The 17,731-nt window shown below is 37.9% G+C and carries 11 protein-coding genes; 10 read left to right on the forward strand and 1 reads right to left on the reverse strand.

The window, feature by feature from the left end; translation table 11 throughout:
* Positions 1–6: 6 nt before the first annotated feature.
* Positions 7–1,050 (reverse strand): WD40/YVTN/BNR-like repeat-containing protein, encoded by a 1,044-nt coding sequence (locus tag BXY75_RS07515; RefSeq protein WP_121907095.1) that lies wholly within the window; start codon positions 1,048–1,050, stop codon positions 7–9.
* Positions 1,051–1,156: 106 nt separating this feature from the next.
* Here BXY75_RS07515 and BXY75_RS07520 point away from each other — a divergent pair, with 106 nt between their 5' ends.
* The 10 genes from BXY75_RS07520 to BXY75_RS07565 all read left to right on the forward strand — a co-directional run bounded on the left by BXY75_RS07520 (position 1,157) and on the right by BXY75_RS07565 (position 17,698).
* Complete coding sequence (locus tag BXY75_RS07520; RefSeq protein WP_121907096.1) at positions 1,157–2,380, forward strand: RsmB/NOP family class I SAM-dependent RNA methyltransferase; 1,224 nt, start codon at positions 1,157–1,159, stop codon at positions 2,378–2,380.
* Positions 2,370–3,407, forward strand: coding sequence for an endonuclease (locus tag BXY75_RS07525; protein WP_170152862.1), 1,038 nt, complete (start codon positions 2,370–2,372; stop codon positions 3,405–3,407). Before BXY75_RS07520 ends, BXY75_RS07525 begins: the two co-directional genes overlap by 11 nt.
* 403 nt (positions 3,408–3,810) lie before the next feature.
* Positions 3,811–7,506, forward strand: a complete 3,696-nt coding sequence (purL, locus tag BXY75_RS07530; RefSeq protein ID WP_121907098.1) for a phosphoribosylformylglycinamidine synthase — start codon at positions 3,811–3,813, stop codon at positions 7,504–7,506.
* A 416-nt stretch (positions 7,507–7,922) separates the two neighbouring features.
* On the forward strand, positions 7,923–9,701 hold the full coding sequence (locus BXY75_RS07535) for an AMP-dependent synthetase/ligase (RefSeq protein WP_121907099.1): 1,779 nt from the start codon (positions 7,923–7,925) through the stop codon (positions 9,699–9,701).
* A 65-nt stretch (positions 9,702–9,766) separates the two neighbouring features.
* Complete coding sequence (locus BXY75_RS07540) at positions 9,767–11,104, forward strand: T9SS type A sorting domain-containing protein (protein ID WP_121907100.1); 1,338 nt, start codon at positions 9,767–9,769, stop codon at positions 11,102–11,104.
* A gap of 145 nt (positions 11,105–11,249) precedes the next feature.
* Positions 11,250–11,699 carry a MarR family winged helix-turn-helix transcriptional regulator gene (locus tag BXY75_RS07545; protein ID WP_121907101.1) on the forward strand — a complete coding sequence of 150 codons (450 nt, stop codon included), beginning with the start codon at positions 11,250–11,252 and terminating at the stop codon, positions 11,697–11,699.
* 1 nt (position 11,700) lies between these two features.
* Entirely contained in the window at positions 11,701–14,109 is a 2,409-nt protein-coding gene (locus BXY75_RS07550; RefSeq protein WP_121907102.1) for a 3-hydroxyacyl-CoA dehydrogenase/enoyl-CoA hydratase family protein, read from the forward strand.
* A 61-nt stretch (positions 14,110–14,170) separates the two neighbouring features.
* Positions 14,171–14,530 (forward strand): four helix bundle protein, encoded by a 360-nt coding sequence (locus tag BXY75_RS07555; protein WP_121907103.1) that lies wholly within the window; start codon positions 14,171–14,173, stop codon positions 14,528–14,530.
* Positions 14,531–14,573: 43 nt separating this feature from the next.
* On the forward strand, positions 14,574–15,764 hold the full coding sequence (locus BXY75_RS07560) for an acetyl-CoA C-acyltransferase (protein WP_121907104.1): 1,191 nt from the start codon (positions 14,574–14,576) through the stop codon (positions 15,762–15,764).
* A 125-nt stretch (positions 15,765–15,889) separates the two neighbouring features.
* Positions 15,890–17,698 (forward strand): acyl-CoA dehydrogenase family protein, encoded by a 1,809-nt coding sequence (locus BXY75_RS07565; protein ID WP_121907105.1) that lies wholly within the window; start codon positions 15,890–15,892, stop codon positions 17,696–17,698.
* Positions 17,699–17,731 lie beyond the last annotated feature (33 nt).

The following is a 17,731-nucleotide window of genomic DNA, read 5'->3' on the forward strand; positions in this document are numbered from 1 at the left end:
TGTATATTATTCTTTAAAAACTATTTTCGAAATTCTGTTGGCACCTGAGGCAAAAGCAAGTGTATCATTTACGAATTCGATTGCGTAAAAACCCTCCTTTGTGAGCTCAATCCAGTTCTCACCTTGATCTTTACTATAGGATATACCTGGTGACCCAACCGCTACAATTCCCATCCCTTTACTTCCGGGAACGAATTTAACCGAAGAACGATACCCGGGATCCTTCCCGTTACTAATTAAACTCCAAGTTTTACCTCCGTCATGAGTGATAGCTTTGTTTCCTTCATTAAATTTTTTGTCTTCCCAATTGCCTCCAAATACCACACCCGTTAGTTCATCGTAAAAGGCAATGCTATAAATACCTGTCATTACCTTTCCCTGAACGATTGGAGTTTCAAACACCTCCCAGGTTACAGCCTTGTCTGGCGAATGAAACACTCTGGATTTCTTCCCTCCTGTTGCAATCCAAACATGATCGCCAACGATTGCTATATTCGAATTACTAGCGGCAAAGGCAGCCTCTCCTTTTTCCGATTTAGGAAGCAAATCACAACTCAACTTCTTCCAAGTATTTCCTCCATCGCGAGTGACAATAATAGATAGACAAGCTGCCGTTGGGTCACCCATTGCGATACCTTCTTTATCATTAAAGAAAGAAATTGCGTCGTAAAAAACATTTTCACCTTCTTCCAAATACACTTCTTCAATATTAGAGGCTTCCTTTCCACTCACCCCAATTTTGTACAATACAGCAGGATTTGCAATGCTCAATACAAATACTGCATCTTTTGTTTTTGCAATCGATCGAAAATGCAATAATGAATCCTGATACTTTATTGTTGCTAATTTAGGAGTATCGCCATCTATAATACCAACTTTCCCTTCATTCGCAGCAAACCAAACACTATTCTCATCGACAGGATATATCGCTCGAATGCTTAAACTATCTGTAAACACCGGCGTGATCTCTACAGTTTTAAAGTCTTTAGCGGGATTATTATTGCAGGATAGCAGTACGAATACCGCGAGAAGAAAAATGATTGTACGCATGTTTAATTTTTTGTCAAAAGTAACAAAAGTATTCCTTGCTATTGTGATACCTTTGCAACTTCAAAACATCAAATAGGTAATTTGGTGTTAATCAATTTGAAAACCTATGAAATTACACCGTAATCTGGTATTTGCAACGATAGATTCTCTTCATCTTATCTTTAATGAAGGGAAACAGGCCGATAAGGTTTTAAGAGATACATTAAAAAGAGACAAACGTTGGGGTTCACGCGACCGAAGCTTTATTGCCGAAACTACTTACGATATTGTTCGTTGGAAGCGTCTTTATGCCGAGATTGCCGAAGTAAAAGAACCATTTGCGCGTCCCAATTTGTTTAGGATGTTTACAGTATGGGCGACACTTCACGGTATTGCGATTCCAGACTGGCCTCAATTTGAAGATACTCCAACCCGACGAATTAAAGGGAAATTCGACGAATTCTCCAAAATCAGGAAACTTCGCGAATCCATCCCGGATTGGTTAGATGAGTTAGGTGAAAAAGAATTGGGTAAGAAATGGGATAAAGAAATCGCTGCTTTGAACAAGCAGGCAGATGTTGTGTTAAGGGTGAATCCCTTAAGAGCGACTATCGAGACACTACAAGCAAGTCTAGCGGAGGCAGAAATCCAAACAGAACCTATTAAGGGATATCCACACGCCTTAAAATTGGTTGAAAGAGCCAATGTATTTACAACCGATGCCTTTCAAAATGGTTGGTTCGAAGTACAGGATGCTTCTTCCCAAAAAGTGGCTCAACTTTTAAATCCACAACCTGGCATGAGAGTAATCGATGTATGTGCAGGCGCCGGTGGTAAGAGTTTACACATTGCTTCACTTATGGATAATAAAGGGCAGGTTGTGTCCATGGATATATACGAAAATAAGCTGAACGAATTAAAACGTAGAGCGCGTCGTAATGGAATCCACAATATTGAAACCCGTGTAATCGATTCGACAAAAGCGATAAAAAAATTAATTGGGAAAGCAGATAAGGTTCTTATCGATGCTCCTTGCTCAGGATTGGGCGTTTTAAGAAGGAACCCCGATTCTAAATGGAAATTGCAACCTGAGTTTCTAGACAGAATTAGAGCAACCCAAGCTGAAATATTAGATTCATACTCTAGAATGGTAAAACCTGGCGGACAATTGGTGTATGCAACTTGTTCCATTTTACCTTCGGAAAACGAAAAGCAAGTGAAAGCCTTTCTAAAACGAGAAGCCGGAAATGAATTTACTTTAACAAAAGATGAAAAAATATTACCATCGAGTTCAGGATTCGACGGATTTTACTTAGCCTTACTTCAAAAAAACAATGAAAATGAACAATAGATTACTTCTTCTTTTTATGCTTCCTGCACTATGTTTTGGGCAACAACCATATTATAACGGAATCGACCTTTCCCTTACAGGACAAGATATGTATCTTGAATTACAATCCATAATTAGTAATTACAATTCTAATTTTAATTACGGGGATGTGCGCGATACGGTTTTAATCACCGACGAGGACACCGAAAATTCTAGTAATGTCCTTTTAATTTATGGTTACGATGATACGGGAAGCTGTACTACTGATAGAACAAGAGATAAAGATGATTTTGGTGGGACTAGCTGTGAGTACAATCGTGAACATGTTTTTTCTCGATCGAATGCTAATCCGACCATGGGAAGTGTAAACAATGCTTCAACAGGAATTGGTGCCGATCCACATAATTTGCGTCCTAGTGATCAGCAAATGAATGGGAATCGGGATAATAAAAAGTTCGCAACCGGTTCAGGTGATGCAGGAAATGTAGGTAGTGGAAACTGGTATCCGGGTGATGAATGGAAAGGTGATGTAGCCCGTATGATGATGTATATGTATACTCGTTACGGAGATCGCTGTCTACCATCTTTAAACGGTGCAGGCACAACTCAATCGGGGAACGATATGCTTCAAATCTACTTGCAATGGAATGCAGATGACATGGTGAATGACTATGAAGATCAACGTAATCCATACTTGGAAAATGTCTACGGAAATCGAAATCCATTTATTGACAATCCATATTTAGCAACAATAATATGGGGTGGTCCTGTTGCTGAAGATCGATGGGGACTGGCATCTGTTTCTGAAAATGATCTAAGTAATGTTGTGATTTTCCCTATTCCTTCTTCGGAAACAATTTGGGTGCAATCAAACAGCTCATTTCCATTAGAAGCGTACGTTATTTACGATTTAAGTGGTCGCATTATTTCTGAAGCTACTTTAGATGCTTCCGAAGCTATCGATATTTCAAGCCTTAATAAAGGCCTTTATTTACTAGAAGTAGGTAACACCGACAAAAAGATCACCAAAAAGATCATTGTAAACTAAGTTTCGATTTTATTTGTATAAGAATTGAACTTCCTCATTCAAGGAATGTCGACGAGGATAAGTGTCTATGATCGCTACGCTCAAAGAATAAAGAAGCAAGACTTAATTTCCTTTGTCTTGGCTCTGGTATCTTACTTCTTCTCGATACATTTTTTAATTCCCTGTTGGTCATTAAAAACCACTCGAAGTGACAGTCACAAGTTTTTCTTCTTTCTTCTTTCTTCTTTCTTCTTACTTCTTACTTCTTAATTGAAGATGACTATTTTTTTATATTAACTATTACCGTTAATAAGTCAATTACGATCATAACAAAAACAGTTTACTTTCCTTAAAAATTTGGTATCTTTGCAGCGTTAAAAACCAAGCTGTACTTCGTTGTACCGGCCTTCAAATTCGCTATAGAATGATTCACTTTTTTGGAGACGTAAAAAACACTGTTTTTGCTGTCCAAACGCAGGAAGAAATTTCAAAAACCGACATACAAAAATTAGAGTGGCTATTTGGCAACCAACCTAAAATAAACACATCCGTCTCGAATGATCTCGCGACGGATTTTTTTATTGGTCCCAGAGCTGCAATGATAACTCCATGGAGTACGAATGCCGTTGAGATTACGCAAAACATGGGCGTTCAAGGAATAATTCGTATTGAAGAATTCCATCATGTAACTGAGAATTTTTCAGACTACGACCCCATGCTCTCTCAAAGATATGCTGGGCTTAATCAGGAAATTTTTACTTTCGATATTCAACCGGAAGGCATCCGGGAAATCGACGATATTGCTCTTTACAACAAGCAGGAAGGGTTAGCGCTTAATGACGAAGAAATTGTTTATCTCGAACAAGTTTCAGAAAAAATAAACCGCAAATTAACCGACAGCGAAGTATTTGGATTTAGTCAGGCAAACAGCGAACATTGCCGTCATAAAATCTTCAACGGTAGTTTCAATATTGATGGTAAAGAAATGCCATCGTCGCTCTTCAAACTCATTAAAAAGACTTCTAAGGAAAATCCGAACGAAATCGTTTCAGCCTATAAAGATAATGTAGCATTTATCAATGGTCCGAAAGCCATTCAATTTGCACCAAAAAGTGCTGATAAGCCCGACTTTTACGAAACCAAGGAATTTGACAGTGTGATTTCCATAAAAGCGGAAACTCATAACTTCCCGACTACCGTTGAGCCGTTTAATGGAGCTGCTACCGGAAGCGGAGGTGAAATTCGCGATCGATTGGCAGGTGGAAAAGGATCACTTCCTTTGGCAGGAACGGCTGTTTATATGACTTCCTACTCTCGCTTGGAAGAAAACAGACCTTGGGAAAAAGGAATGAAAGAACGGGAATGGTTGTACCAAACTCCTCTGGATATCTTGATTAAAGCCAGTAATGGAGCATCCGATTTTGGAAATAAGTTCGGACAACCATTGATATGCGGATCTGTATTGACCTTTGAACAACAGGAGAATTTTAACAACGCAAGTGAAACTAAATCTAGAAAATTAGGTTTCGACAAAGTGATTATGCTAGCCGGTGGTGTTGGATATGGTAAAGCAGATCAAGCACTTAAAGACACTCCAAAAACAGGAGATAAAATAGTAATTCTTGGTGGTGAAAATTATCGAATTGGGATGGGTGGTGCTGCGGTATCATCTGCGGATACAGGAGAATTCTCAAGCGGAATTGAATTAAATGCTATTCAACGATCGAATCCTGAAATGCAAAAACGTGCTTCAAATGCAATAAGAGGGATGGTTGAAAGTGACCACAACCCTATTGTATCTATACACGATCACGGAGCCGGCGGACATCTTAACTGCCTAAGTGAACTGGTAGAAGATACAGGCGGACTTATCGATTTGGATAAATTGCCGGTTGGTGATCCTACTTTATCGGCTAAAGAGATTATTGGAAATGAGTCTCAGGAGCGAATGGGATTGGTGATTGGAAAGAAGGATTTGGCAGTTTTGCATCGCATTGCAGACCGGGAACGTTCACCTATCTATGAGGTTGGTGATGTAACCGGCGATCATAGATTCACATTCCAAAGTAAGAAAACAGGTGCTAAGCCTATGGATTTCGCATTAGAAGATATGTTTGGGAGCTCTCCAAAAACAGTGATGACCGATATAACCATAAATCGTGATTATAAAAATGCTGATTACAGTATTGAAAATATAAAAACTTACTTGACACAGTTGCTTCAACTAGAAGCTGTAGCTTGTAAAGATTGGCTTACTAACAAGGTAGATCGCTGTGTTGGAGGAAAAGTTGCGAAACAACAATGTACAGGTCCGTTGCAATTACCATTAAATAATTGTGGTGTAATGGCTTTAGATTATAATGGAAAAGAAGGAGTTGCAACTTCCATCGGTCACTCCCCTATTTCAGGGCTTATCGATCCTGTTGCAGGTTCTCGAAATTCAATTACAGAATCATTAACCAACCTTATTTGGGCACCTTTGGAAAAAGGACTTAAAAGTGTTTCGTTATCAGCCAATTGGATGTGGCCATGTAATAATCCGGGAGAGGATGCTCGTTTGTATAAAGCTGTGGAAGCAGTTAGCGAGTTTTCTATAGATCTAGGCATAAACGTGCCTACGGGGAAGGATTCGCTTTCCATGAAGCAGAAATATAAGAATGAAGAGGTTATTTCTCCAGGAACGGTGATTATTTCTGCCGCTGGTCATTGTAACGACATTAAAAAGGTCGTTGAGCCTACATTGAAAAAATCTCAAGGCAGTATATACTATGTCAATCTTTCTCAGGATGACTTTAAACTGGGAGGTTCTTCATTTGCGCAAGTTCTTGGTACTATTGGAAACGATGCGCCAACAGTAAAAAGCGCGAGCTATGTAAAGAATGTGTTTAATACTATTCAGCAACTCATTTTGGACGAGAAGATTGCCGCAGGACATGATGTTGCTTCAGGAGGGTTGATCACGACTTTATTAGAAATGTGTTTTTCAGATTTGGATTTAGGTGCTAATCTAGATCTTTCAAACTTGGGAGAAAATGACCTTCTAAAGTTGTTGTTTTCTGAAAACTGCGGAATTGTAATTCAGGCTTCGGAAGATGAAGCGGTGACGAGCTTACTTTTAGCAAATGAAATCGATTTTGTAAAACTAGGAGCGGTTTCTGAAAATGCAGTGCTTCAGCTGAAGCATCCACAACAAAACTTAAGCTTCAGTATTCCTGAAATGCGCGATACATGGTACAAAACTTCCTATCTGTTAGACCAAAAGCAAACTGCCAATGGCATGGCCGACGAACGTTTCAGAAACTATAAACAACAACCCTTAACGTATAGCTTTCCGAAGCAATTCACAGGAAAATTACCGTTGATTGGCGAGCGAAAAATAAAAGCAGCCATCATTAGAGAAAAAGGAAGCAATAGCGAAAGAGAAATGGCAAACGCCATGTATTTAGCGGGATTTGACGTGAAAGACGTTCACATGACCGATCTTATTAGCGGTCGTGAAACCCTGGAAGGAATTGAATTTATAGGTGCTGTAGGAGGATTTTCAAATAGTGATGTTCTTGGATCGGCTAAAGGTTGGGCTGGAGCATTTTTATACAATGAAAAAGCCAATACCGCATTGAAGAACTTCTTTAAAAGAGAAGATACTTTGTCGGTGGGTATTTGTAACGGTTGTCAGTTGTTTTTAGAATTGGATCTTATCAATCCGGAACACGAAAAGTTAGCTAAAATGAAGCATAACGTTTCACATAAGCACGAGAGTTCGTTTTCTAGTGTAACCATTCAAGAAAACAATAGTGTGATGCTATCATCACTCGCAGGAAGCACTTTAGGCGTTTGGATAAGTCATGGAGAAGGTAAATTTGATCTTCCTATGCCAGAAAACAACTACAGTATTGTAGCTAAATATGGCTATGAAGGTTATCCAGCTAATCCTAATGGTAGTGATTATAACACTGCAATGATGACCGATAAAACCGGAAGACATTTGGTAATGATGCCACATATTGAGCGATCAACTTTTCAATGGAATTGGGCCAATTATCCTGAAGGAAGAAAAGACGAAGTTTCACCTTGGTTGGAAGCTTTTGTAAACGCTAGAAAATGGCTGGAAAAGAAATAATTATAGGAAGCTAAAAGTTATATAATATATTAAAAGCAGCAATAAATTTTGCTGCTTTTTTTCTGTTTAAAAGTTAGATTCGATAATTTTAATGCTCGAAACAATCACGATTATGTAAATTTTTACCCCACAATTGATGAAAAAAGAAGTTTTTATAGTGATTTTTTAAAGAAATTGACATTTTCTCGATTTTTACAAAATTTAGTAAAAATAAGTCTTCCGAAGCTCCAAAAACCATCCTAGTCACTTCGTTTTCAAAAGAGAAGTACTTTAGAAAATAGTGATTATTTTCACTAAAATTTTGCCAACTTATGCGTAAATTTAGTAGTTATTAAGCAATTCTATTTTAAGTGAATGTTTTCACAATAGAATAAACAATTTTTTTCCTATTTTGCGTGTCTACAATTTAAAACATCATGACAGAACCAAAAAGACTATTTGACTTCCCATATTATCAATTGCAAAAATATCCGCAAGAAAAAGCACTTGTGACCAAAATAAATGGTGAATGGGTGGGAACTTCTACTCAGGAATATATTGATAAAGCGAACGCAATTAGCCGTGGTCTTCTGCGTCTTGGAGTTAAACCAAATGATAAGATTGCCATCATTTCCATGACCAATAGAACGGAGTGGAATATTTGCGATATTGGAATCCTTCAAACGGGAGCTCAGGATGTGCCAATTTATCCTACAATTAGCGAAGAGGACTACGAATATGTGTTAAATCATAGTGAGTGTACTTACTGCTTTGTGTCTTGTAAGGAAGTACGCGACAAAATATATAAGATCAAAGCAAATGTGCCTTCGTTAATTGAAGTCTATAGTTTTGATGAAATGAGTGATTGTAAAAATTGGGAGGAAGTTTTAAAATTAGGCGAAGACAAAAGTAATCAGGATGAGGTAACTAAACGAATGGAAGCGGTACATGAAGATGATCTTGCAACCTTAATTTATACTTCAGGAACTACTGGACGACCAAAAGGTGTAATGCTTACTCATAAGAATATTGCCAGTAATGCGATGCATAGTGAAGGAAGACTTCCTATTGTTATGGGGAATTCTAAATCCTTAAGTTTTCTCCCTGTTTGCCATATTTACGAGCGTATGTTATTGTATATGTACCAGTATTGTGGCGTTAGTATTCACTTTGCTGAAAGTCTTGAAAAAATTAGTGACAACTTAAAAGAAGTACACCCAGAAGTAATGTCGGCAGTGCCAAGATTGCTGGAAAAAGTATATGACAAGATTATTGCCAAAGGTGATGATCTTACCGGAGTAAAGAAAAAATTATTCTTCTGGGCAGTTGACTTAGGTCTTGCCTGGGAACCATACGAGCAAAATGGATGGTGGTATGAAACCAAACTTAAATTAGCTCGAAAACTTATATTTAGCAAGTGGCAGGAGGCATTAGGTGGAAATCTAGTGGCAATTGCATCAGGAAGTGCTGCTTTACAACCTAGACTTGCCCGTGTTTTTAATGCTGCAGGTTGTCCGGTGATGGAAGGTTATGGTTTAACTGAGACCTCTCCGGTATGTACTGTAAATGATATGCGGAATGGCGGATTTAGAATTGGAACTGTTGGTAAAGCCTTGCCGGAAACAGAAATTAAAATCGCTGAAGACGGAGAAATTCTTATCAAAGGTCCTCAGGTGATGCAAGGGTATTATAAAGACCAAGCACAAACTGATGAGGTATTAAAAGGTGGGTATTTCCATACCGGTGACATTGGTGTAATTGATAGCGATGGTTTCTTAAAAATTACGGATCGTAAAAAATCTATGTTTAAAACCAGTGGTGGTAAATACGTAGCACCACAGCTTATTGAGAATGCGATGAAGCAATCTCAGTTCATAGAACAGATTTTGGTAGTTGGTGATGGTGAAAAAATGCCTGCAGCCTTAATTCAGCCAAACTGGGAATATATTGCAGATTGGTCGAAGAAAGAAGAAATGAATATTTCGACAGATCCTAAACAGGCAATCAATGATGAGAAATTGATTTCGAAAGTTCAGGAAGAAATAAATATACATAACGAGCGCTTCGGAAAGTGGGAAAAGGTAAAGACCTTCCAGATGACACCGGATATTTGGAGTATTGAAGGCGGACAACTTACCCCTACTATGAAAGCCAAACGAAAAGTGATCAAAGAAATGTATAAGGATCTTTATGAGAAATTATACGGAAGAGGGTAATTAACTGCCTTAATAACGTTCTTAAAGAGCAGCCATTGGCTGCTTTTTTTACTTAATTGTCAATTATGAATAAAATCTTTTTTAAGTCAATTATTGTCATTGTTCTTATCGGCACTTTGTTTGTCATGAAAGGGCAATGTTTACCTGGTGGTATCGTAATACAATCCCAACAAGAAATCGATAATTTCGCGGTAAATTACCCGGGATGTACCATCATTGAAGGAGATATGTTTATTGATGATGCTAATAGTATTATCAACCTAAATGGACTTTCTCAAATTCAACAGGTAAATGGATCTTTACGAATCGCAAATACAGTAAATCTTCAATCACTAACGGGATTAGATAATTTACAGGGAATTGGAGGCTTCCTAACTATAGGTGGCAATAGTGAGTTAGTTAACCTCGACGGATTGGAAAATCTTACTTTAATTGGAGGTCTTCTATCTATAGAGAATAATTTTGATCTTAGCAACATTTCAGCACTGCATTTAATTACTTCAGTGGGTGGTTTTATTTCAATAAAAAGTAATAATGAGTTAGTGTCGTTAAATGGTTTAAACAATCTTGAAACAATAGGTGGATTTTTCAGACTAGAAAATAATGGCGCGCTGATAGACATTTCAGACCTAGAATCTTTAATCTCGGTTGAAGGTAATTTTTCTTTAAGGGACTTACCAATGCTTGAAAACTTACATGGTTTAGAAAATTTAACTTCCACCGGAGGATTGACTTTAGCCCAAAATTATGCGCTAACTTCATTAGAAGGACTTAATTCACTTTCATTAATAAATGGAGGATTTAATATAGCTTTCAACATTTTTTTAGCCGATTTCAGCAGTCTTTCAAATTTAACAAGCATTGATGGAAATCTATTTATTAATAATACGAAAGCCCAAACTCTTGACGGATTTGATAGTTTAAATTCAATAAATGGTATTTTGAGTATATCGGCGAATGAATTAATTACAAATATAGAAGGTATAAAAAACATAGATGCCACAACACTGAGCGATCTTTGGATTCAAAACAACCCGTTGTTATCGGAATGTGCCGTAAAAAGTGTGTGTGACTTTTTAGATATTAATTCTGCGAACAGCAATATAGTTGTAAACGCGTCAGGTTGCGCTACCCAACAAGAAGTAGAAGACGCTTGCTTATTAGGATTGGAAGAAAATCAACTCACCGAAGTAAAAATCTACCCAAACCCAATCAATAGCATGATTTTTATTGAGGGTATTTCTGAAGGAACTATAGAAATTAAGGATGCTTCAGGAAGAACGATAAACAGTATGAATTTTGTTGGTGAAGCAATTGATCTTTCTGGAATAGCTGAAGGTCTATACTTTCTAACAATTTCTTCCGAAGGGCAATCAATCACTAAGCGAATTCTAAAGCAATAAATAGTACCTAGCTAATTTAAAAAAACCATCCCAACAAGAATTTTATACAAATAGCTAACCCCTGCTCTTTTTTGTATAAATATTTCATCTATTTACTATGCACGCATAGTAAATTTTCGTATCTTTGACTTCCCTAAGTGATTTTATGAAAGAAAAGACAATAGATTATATTCTTCGCTCCACTTGGATGGGTGTACAAAAAATGTACAATGAAGAAGCCGGACGTAAGGAAAGTACTATGGCTACAGGTTTTGCACTAATAAGCATAGATCCTGAAGAAGGAACCGCTTCCACAGCCTTAGGACCAAAAATGGGGATGGAAGCCACTAGTCTTTCACGTACTTTGAAAGTAATGGAAGAAAAAGGGTTGATTGAACGCAAACCCAATCCGTTAGATGGACGAGGTGTTTTAATTCACCTAACTCCTTTTGGCAAAGAAATGCGCACGTTTTCTAAAGGTGTTGTGTTACGTTTTGATGAGGCCGTTAAGGAGAATATTTCGGTCGAAGATCTAAACACATTTAAAAGAGTTGCCAACACCATGTTGGAGCTCATCAATTCAAAAAAAATATACGATTCAGAAAAACATTTATAATATGTCGAAAAGAAGAATAAATAAAGTTGCCGTTATCGGTTCCGGAATTATGGGAAGCGGTATCGCATGCCATTTTGCCAATATTGGCGTGGATGTGTTGTTGTTAGACATAGTCCCACGTGAACTAAATGACAAAGAAAAGGCGAAAGGACTAACATTAGAGCATAAAGTTGTGCGTAACCGCTTGGTGAATGATGATCTTCTAAAGTCAATTAAATCTAAACCTGCTCCTCTTTATCATATAGATTTTGCAAAACGAATCACTACAGGAAATCTGGAAGATGATATTGCAAAAGTTGCAGATGTAGATTGGATCATTGAGGTTGTTGTGGAACGCCTGGACATTAAAAAACAGGTGTTTGAAAATCTTGAAAAGCACCGTACTCCAGGAACACTTATAACTTCGAATACTTCCGGTATTCCTATTAAATTTATGAGTGAAGGACGTAGTGAGGATTTTCAGAAGCATTTCTGTGGAACTCACTTTTTCAACCCGCCACGTTATCTAAAATTATTTGAAATCATCCCGGGACCTAAAACCGATCCTAACGTATTGGATTTCTTGAATGGTTATGGTGAAAAGTTCCTCGGAAAGACTTCCGTAATCGCTAAGGACACTCCGGCATTTATTGGTAATCGTGTTGGTATCTTCGGAATACAAAGTCTTTTCCATCTTGTGAAGGAAATGGGACTCACAATTGAAGAAGTAGATAAGCTTACCGGACCAGTTATCGGTCGTCCGAAATCGGCTACTTTCAGAACAGTTGATGTCGTTGGATTGGATACTTTGGTACATGTTGCCAATGGTATTTATGAAAATGTTCCTAATGATGAAGAACACGATATTTTCCAATTGCCAGCTTTCATCAATAAAATGATGGAAAACAAATGGCTGGGAAGTAAAACCGGGCAAGGATTCTACAAAAAAGTAAAGGGTGATGACGGAAGCAGTGAAATTCTTGGAATGGATCTCGAAACTCTAGAGTACCGCTTAGGAAAGAGAGCTTCTTTCGCTACCTTAGAGCTTACCAAATCAATCGACAAGGTTACAGATCGTTTTCCTGTATTGATCAAAGGAAAAGACAAAGCAGGAGAATTTTACCGTAAGAACTTCGCAGGAATGTTCGCTTATGTTTCTAAACGTATTCCTGAGATCACAGACGAATTATACAAAATTGATGATGCCATGAAAGCCGGTTTCGGATGGGAAAACGGTCCATACGAAATTTGGGATGCCGTTGGCGTTAAAAAAGGAATCGAACTTATAAAAGCAGTTGGAAAAGAACCAGCGGCCTGGGTAAATGATATGCTGGCAGCCGGAATTGAATCTTTTTACACTATAAAAGATGGAGCTACTTATTATTACGATATTCCTCAGAAAAAACATGTGAAAGTTCCTGGACAAGATGCATTTATCATCCTGGACAATATTCGCAAGTCTTCCGAAGTATTTAAAAATAGCGGTGTTGTTGTTGAAGATTTAGGTGACGGAATTCTGAATGTAGATTTTCAGAGCAAAATGAACAGTATTGGAGGTGACGTATTAGCCGGCTTAAATAAGGCTATCGACATTGCCGAAAAGGATTTTGACGGCTTGGTTGTTGGTAATCAAGGAACTAATTTCTCTGTAGGCGCCAATATTGGAATGATATTTATGATGGCCGCAGAGCAGGAATATGACGAATTGAATGCTGCGATTAAGTATTTTCAGGATAGCTGTATGCGACTTCGCTACTCCTCTATCCCAACGGTAGTCGCGCCTCACGGAATGACACTAGGTGGAGGTTGCGAAATGACCTTACACGCAGATCGCGTAGTAGCAGCAGCTGAAAGCTATATTGGACTGGTAGAATTTGGAGTTGGTGTGATCCCAGGTGGTGGTGGATCAAAGGAAATGGCGTTAAGAGCAAGTGATATGTTCCAAAAGGGAGATGTTGAGTTAAACATTTTACAAGACCACTTCCTTACCATTGCAATGGCGAAAGTATCAACTTCGGCACATGAAGCGTATGATTTGAATATCCTAAAACTAGGAAAAGACATAGTAGTTGTAAATAAGGACAGACAAATCGCTACAGCGAAAGCGGTTGCGAGAATGATGGCAGACCAAGGATATACGAAGCCAGTAAAACGGCAAGATATAAAAGTACTTGGGAAACAAGCATTAGGAATGTTCCTAGTAGGAACAGACGCCATGGAAGACAGTCACTATATAAGCGAACACGATCAGAAAATTGCTGATAAATTAGCTTATGTAATGGCAGGTGGTGATTTATCAGAACCAACATTGGTAAGCGAACAATATTTACTTGATTTAGAAAGAGAAGCTTTCTTAAGTCTATGTGGAGAGCGTAAAACATTGGAGCGTTTACAACATATGCTTCAAAAAGGGAAACCATTAAGAAATTAGACTTGAGACATAAGATTTGAGATTTTAAAAAACAGCAACTCCCCGATATAGAATAAAGGATATGCACAATTTTCAAGAATTAAAAATTTGGAGTAAAGCAATGAACATTACTGAGCAGATATATAATATAACTGCTGAATTTCCAAAGGATGAGAAATTTGGTTTAATAAGTCAATTAAGAAGATGCGCTGTTTCTGTTCCTTCAAACATTGCTGAAGGATCTGGGAGAAATACAAATGGAGAGTTTCGAAATTTTCTAGGTATTGCAAATGGTTCAGTAAATGAACTTATCACTCAATTATTAATCTCAAATAGAATGAATATGGTTTCAGAAAATACAATAAACCCGATATTAAATGAACTAATAGAAGTGCAGAAAATGAATTATTCATTGATCAAAAAGTTTTCAAAGAAAAACTAAAAATCTCATTTCTTACATCTAATATCTAACATCTAAATAAAAAATGAAAACAGCATATATAGTAAAAGCATACAGAACAGCCGTTGGGAAAGCACCCAAAGGAGTGTTTCGTTTTAAAAGAACTGATGAATTGGCAGCTGAAACCATCAAGTATATGATGAATGAATTGCCAAATCTAGATCCTAAGAGAATTGATGATGTCATGGTTGGAAATGCTATGCCGGAAGGATCTCAGGGACTTAATATGGCACGACTAATTTCTTTAATGGGATTAGATATCGTAGATGTTCCCGGAGTTACTGTCAATAGATTTTGCTCTTCTGGAGTTGAAACTATTGCTATGGCGTCGGCTAAGATTCAGGCTGGAATGGCAGATTGTATCATTGCAGGAGGCGCAGAAAGTATGAGCGCGGTACCTATGACTGGTTTTAAACCTGAATTAAATTACGATATCGTAAAAGCAGGTCATGAAGATTATTATTGGGGAATGGGAAATACTGCCGAAGCGGTTGCGAATCAGTTTAAGGTTTCACGTGAAGATCAGGATGAGTTTGCTTATAATTCGCATATGAAGGCATTAAGAGCCCAAGCAGAAGATCGTTTTCAGGATCAGATTGTTCCTATAGAAGTTGAACAGACCTATGTTGATGCCAACGGAAAAAAAGCAACTAAAAAATATACAGTAACTAAAGATGAAGGACCTCGCGCTGGAACTAGTAAAGAAGTATTAGCCAATTTAAGAGCTGTCTTTGCTGCCGGTGGAAGCGTAACCGCTGGTAATTCATCACAAATGAGTGACGGAGCAGCCTTTGTAATGGTGATGAGCGAAGATATGGTGAAGGAATTAAATCTTCAACCAATTGCACGTCTGGTAAATTATGCTGCTGCTGGAGTAGAGCCTAGAATTATGGGAATTGGTCCGGTTAAGGCTATTCCGAAGGCATTGAAACGCGCGGGATTAAAGCAGGATGACATTGGATTAATTGAATTAAATGAAGCATTTGCATCCCAATCTCTGGCAGTGATCCGTGAATTGAACCTTAATCCGGATATCATTAATGTTAATGGTGGTGCCATTGCACTTGGTCATCCCCTTGGATGTACAGGAGCTAAATTATCGGTACAACTGTTCGATGAGATGCGCAAACGTGAAATGAAAGGGAAATACGGAATGGTTACCATGTGCGTAGGAACCGGGCAGGGTGCCGCCGGTATATTTGAATTTCTTAATTAGGATTCGAAGCTATTTATAGGATAATCACAAAAAATAAAGTAATATAAAAAATGATATCAAGATTTAAATCCGGACTATGTTAAAAGTCCTGATTCCTGACACTTGAATCTATTATAATCGAAATTATGGAAGCAACAGAAACAAATAAAGACATACTACGAGGTGGACAATTTCTTGTAAAAGAAACAGCTTGTGAAGATATTTTTACTCCGGAAGATTTTACCGAAGAGCAGAAAATGATGAAGGAAGCGGTAATTGAATTCAACGACCGAGAGATAGTTGCTCATAGAGATCGCTTCGAAAATAAAGACTATGCGCTTACTGAAGAAGTGATGCGTAAAGCAGGTGAGCTTGGGTTTTTAGGAGTGGCAGTTCCTGAAGCTTACGGCGGACTCGAAATGGGATTCGTTTCTACCTTACTTACTTGTGATTATATTTCAAGTGGAACAGGATCTTTTAGTACGGCTTTTGGAGCGCATACTGGGATTGGGACTTTACCAATCACACTTTATGGTTCTGAAGAGCAAAAGAAAAAGTATGTTCCAAAATTAGCTACCGGTGAGTGGTTTGGCGCCTATTGTCTTACTGAACCTGGCGCAGGTAGTGATGCTAATAGTGGAAAAACTAAAGCGGTTTTAAGTGAAGATGGAACACATTATAAAATCAGCGGACAAAAAATGTGGATCTCAAATGCAGGTTTCTGTAGTCTGATGATTGTTTTTGCACGTATTGAAGATGATAAAAACATTACCGGTTTCATTGTAGAAAATGACCCTGCTAATGGAATCACCATGGGGGAAGAAGAACGTAAATTAGGAATTCGAGCTTCTTCAACAAGACAAGTATTCTTCAGTGAAACGAAAGTTCCTGTTGAAAACATGTTGTCGACACGAGGAAATGGTTTTAAAATTGCCATGAACGCTTTAAATGTTGGACGAATTAAGTTAGCCGGTGCTTGTTTAGATTCTCAAAGAAGAGTTACTACAACTGCTGTTAAGTATGCTTCAGAACGTAAGCAATTTAATACTCCAATTGCAAACTTTGGCGCTATCAAATTGAAGATCGCTGAAATGTCAACTAGTGCCTACGTTGGTGAGTCGGCTACTTATAGAGCTGCTAAAAATATTGAAGATCGCATTGCCATGCGAGTTGCTTCTGGAAATACACATCAGGAAGCCGAATTAAAGGGTGTTGAAGAATATGCTATAGAATGTTCAATTCTGAAAGTTGCCGTTTCTGAAGATATTCAGAATTGTGCCGATGAAGGAATTCAGATCTTTGGTGGTATGGGATTCTCTGAAGATACCCCGATGGAAGCAGCCTGGAGAGATGCAAGAATTGCGCGAATTTATGAAGGAACCAACGAAATCAACCGTATGTTGGCTGTTGGAATGCTTGTAAAGAAAGCAATGAAAGGTCACGTGGATCTATTAGGTCCAGCACAGGCAGTTGCTTCAGAATTAATGGGAATTCCTTCTTTCGAAACTCCTGATTTTTCCGAAGTACTTTCTGAAGAAAAAAATATGATTGCTAAGCTTAAAAAAGTATTTCTAATGGTTGCCGGAAGTGCGGTTCAAAAATTCGGACCAGCATTAGATGAACATCAGCAAATGCTTATGGCTGCTGCCGATATTCTTATCGAGATTTATATGGCGGAAAGTGCAATTCTAAGAACTGAGAAAAACATAAAACGTTTTGGTGAAGACGCTCAAAAAGAACAACTTGCCATGACAAAACTTTATTTGTATCACGCTGTGGATATTATCTCAATAAAAGCGAAAGAATCGATTATCTCTTTTGCTGAAGGTGACGAACAACGCATGATGTTAATGGGGCTAAAACGATTTACTAAATATCAGAACATGCCAAATATTGGTGCAATGAGAAAACTGATCGCTGAAAAAGTAACAGCCGAAAACAAATATCCATTTTAAGACAACTCCTCACTTTTTCATAGTTAACGATAT

The sequence above is a fragment of the Ulvibacter antarcticus genome (assembly GCF_003688405.1).
Lineage (GTDB): Bacteria > Bacteroidota > Bacteroidia > Flavobacteriales > Flavobacteriaceae > Ulvibacter > Ulvibacter antarcticus.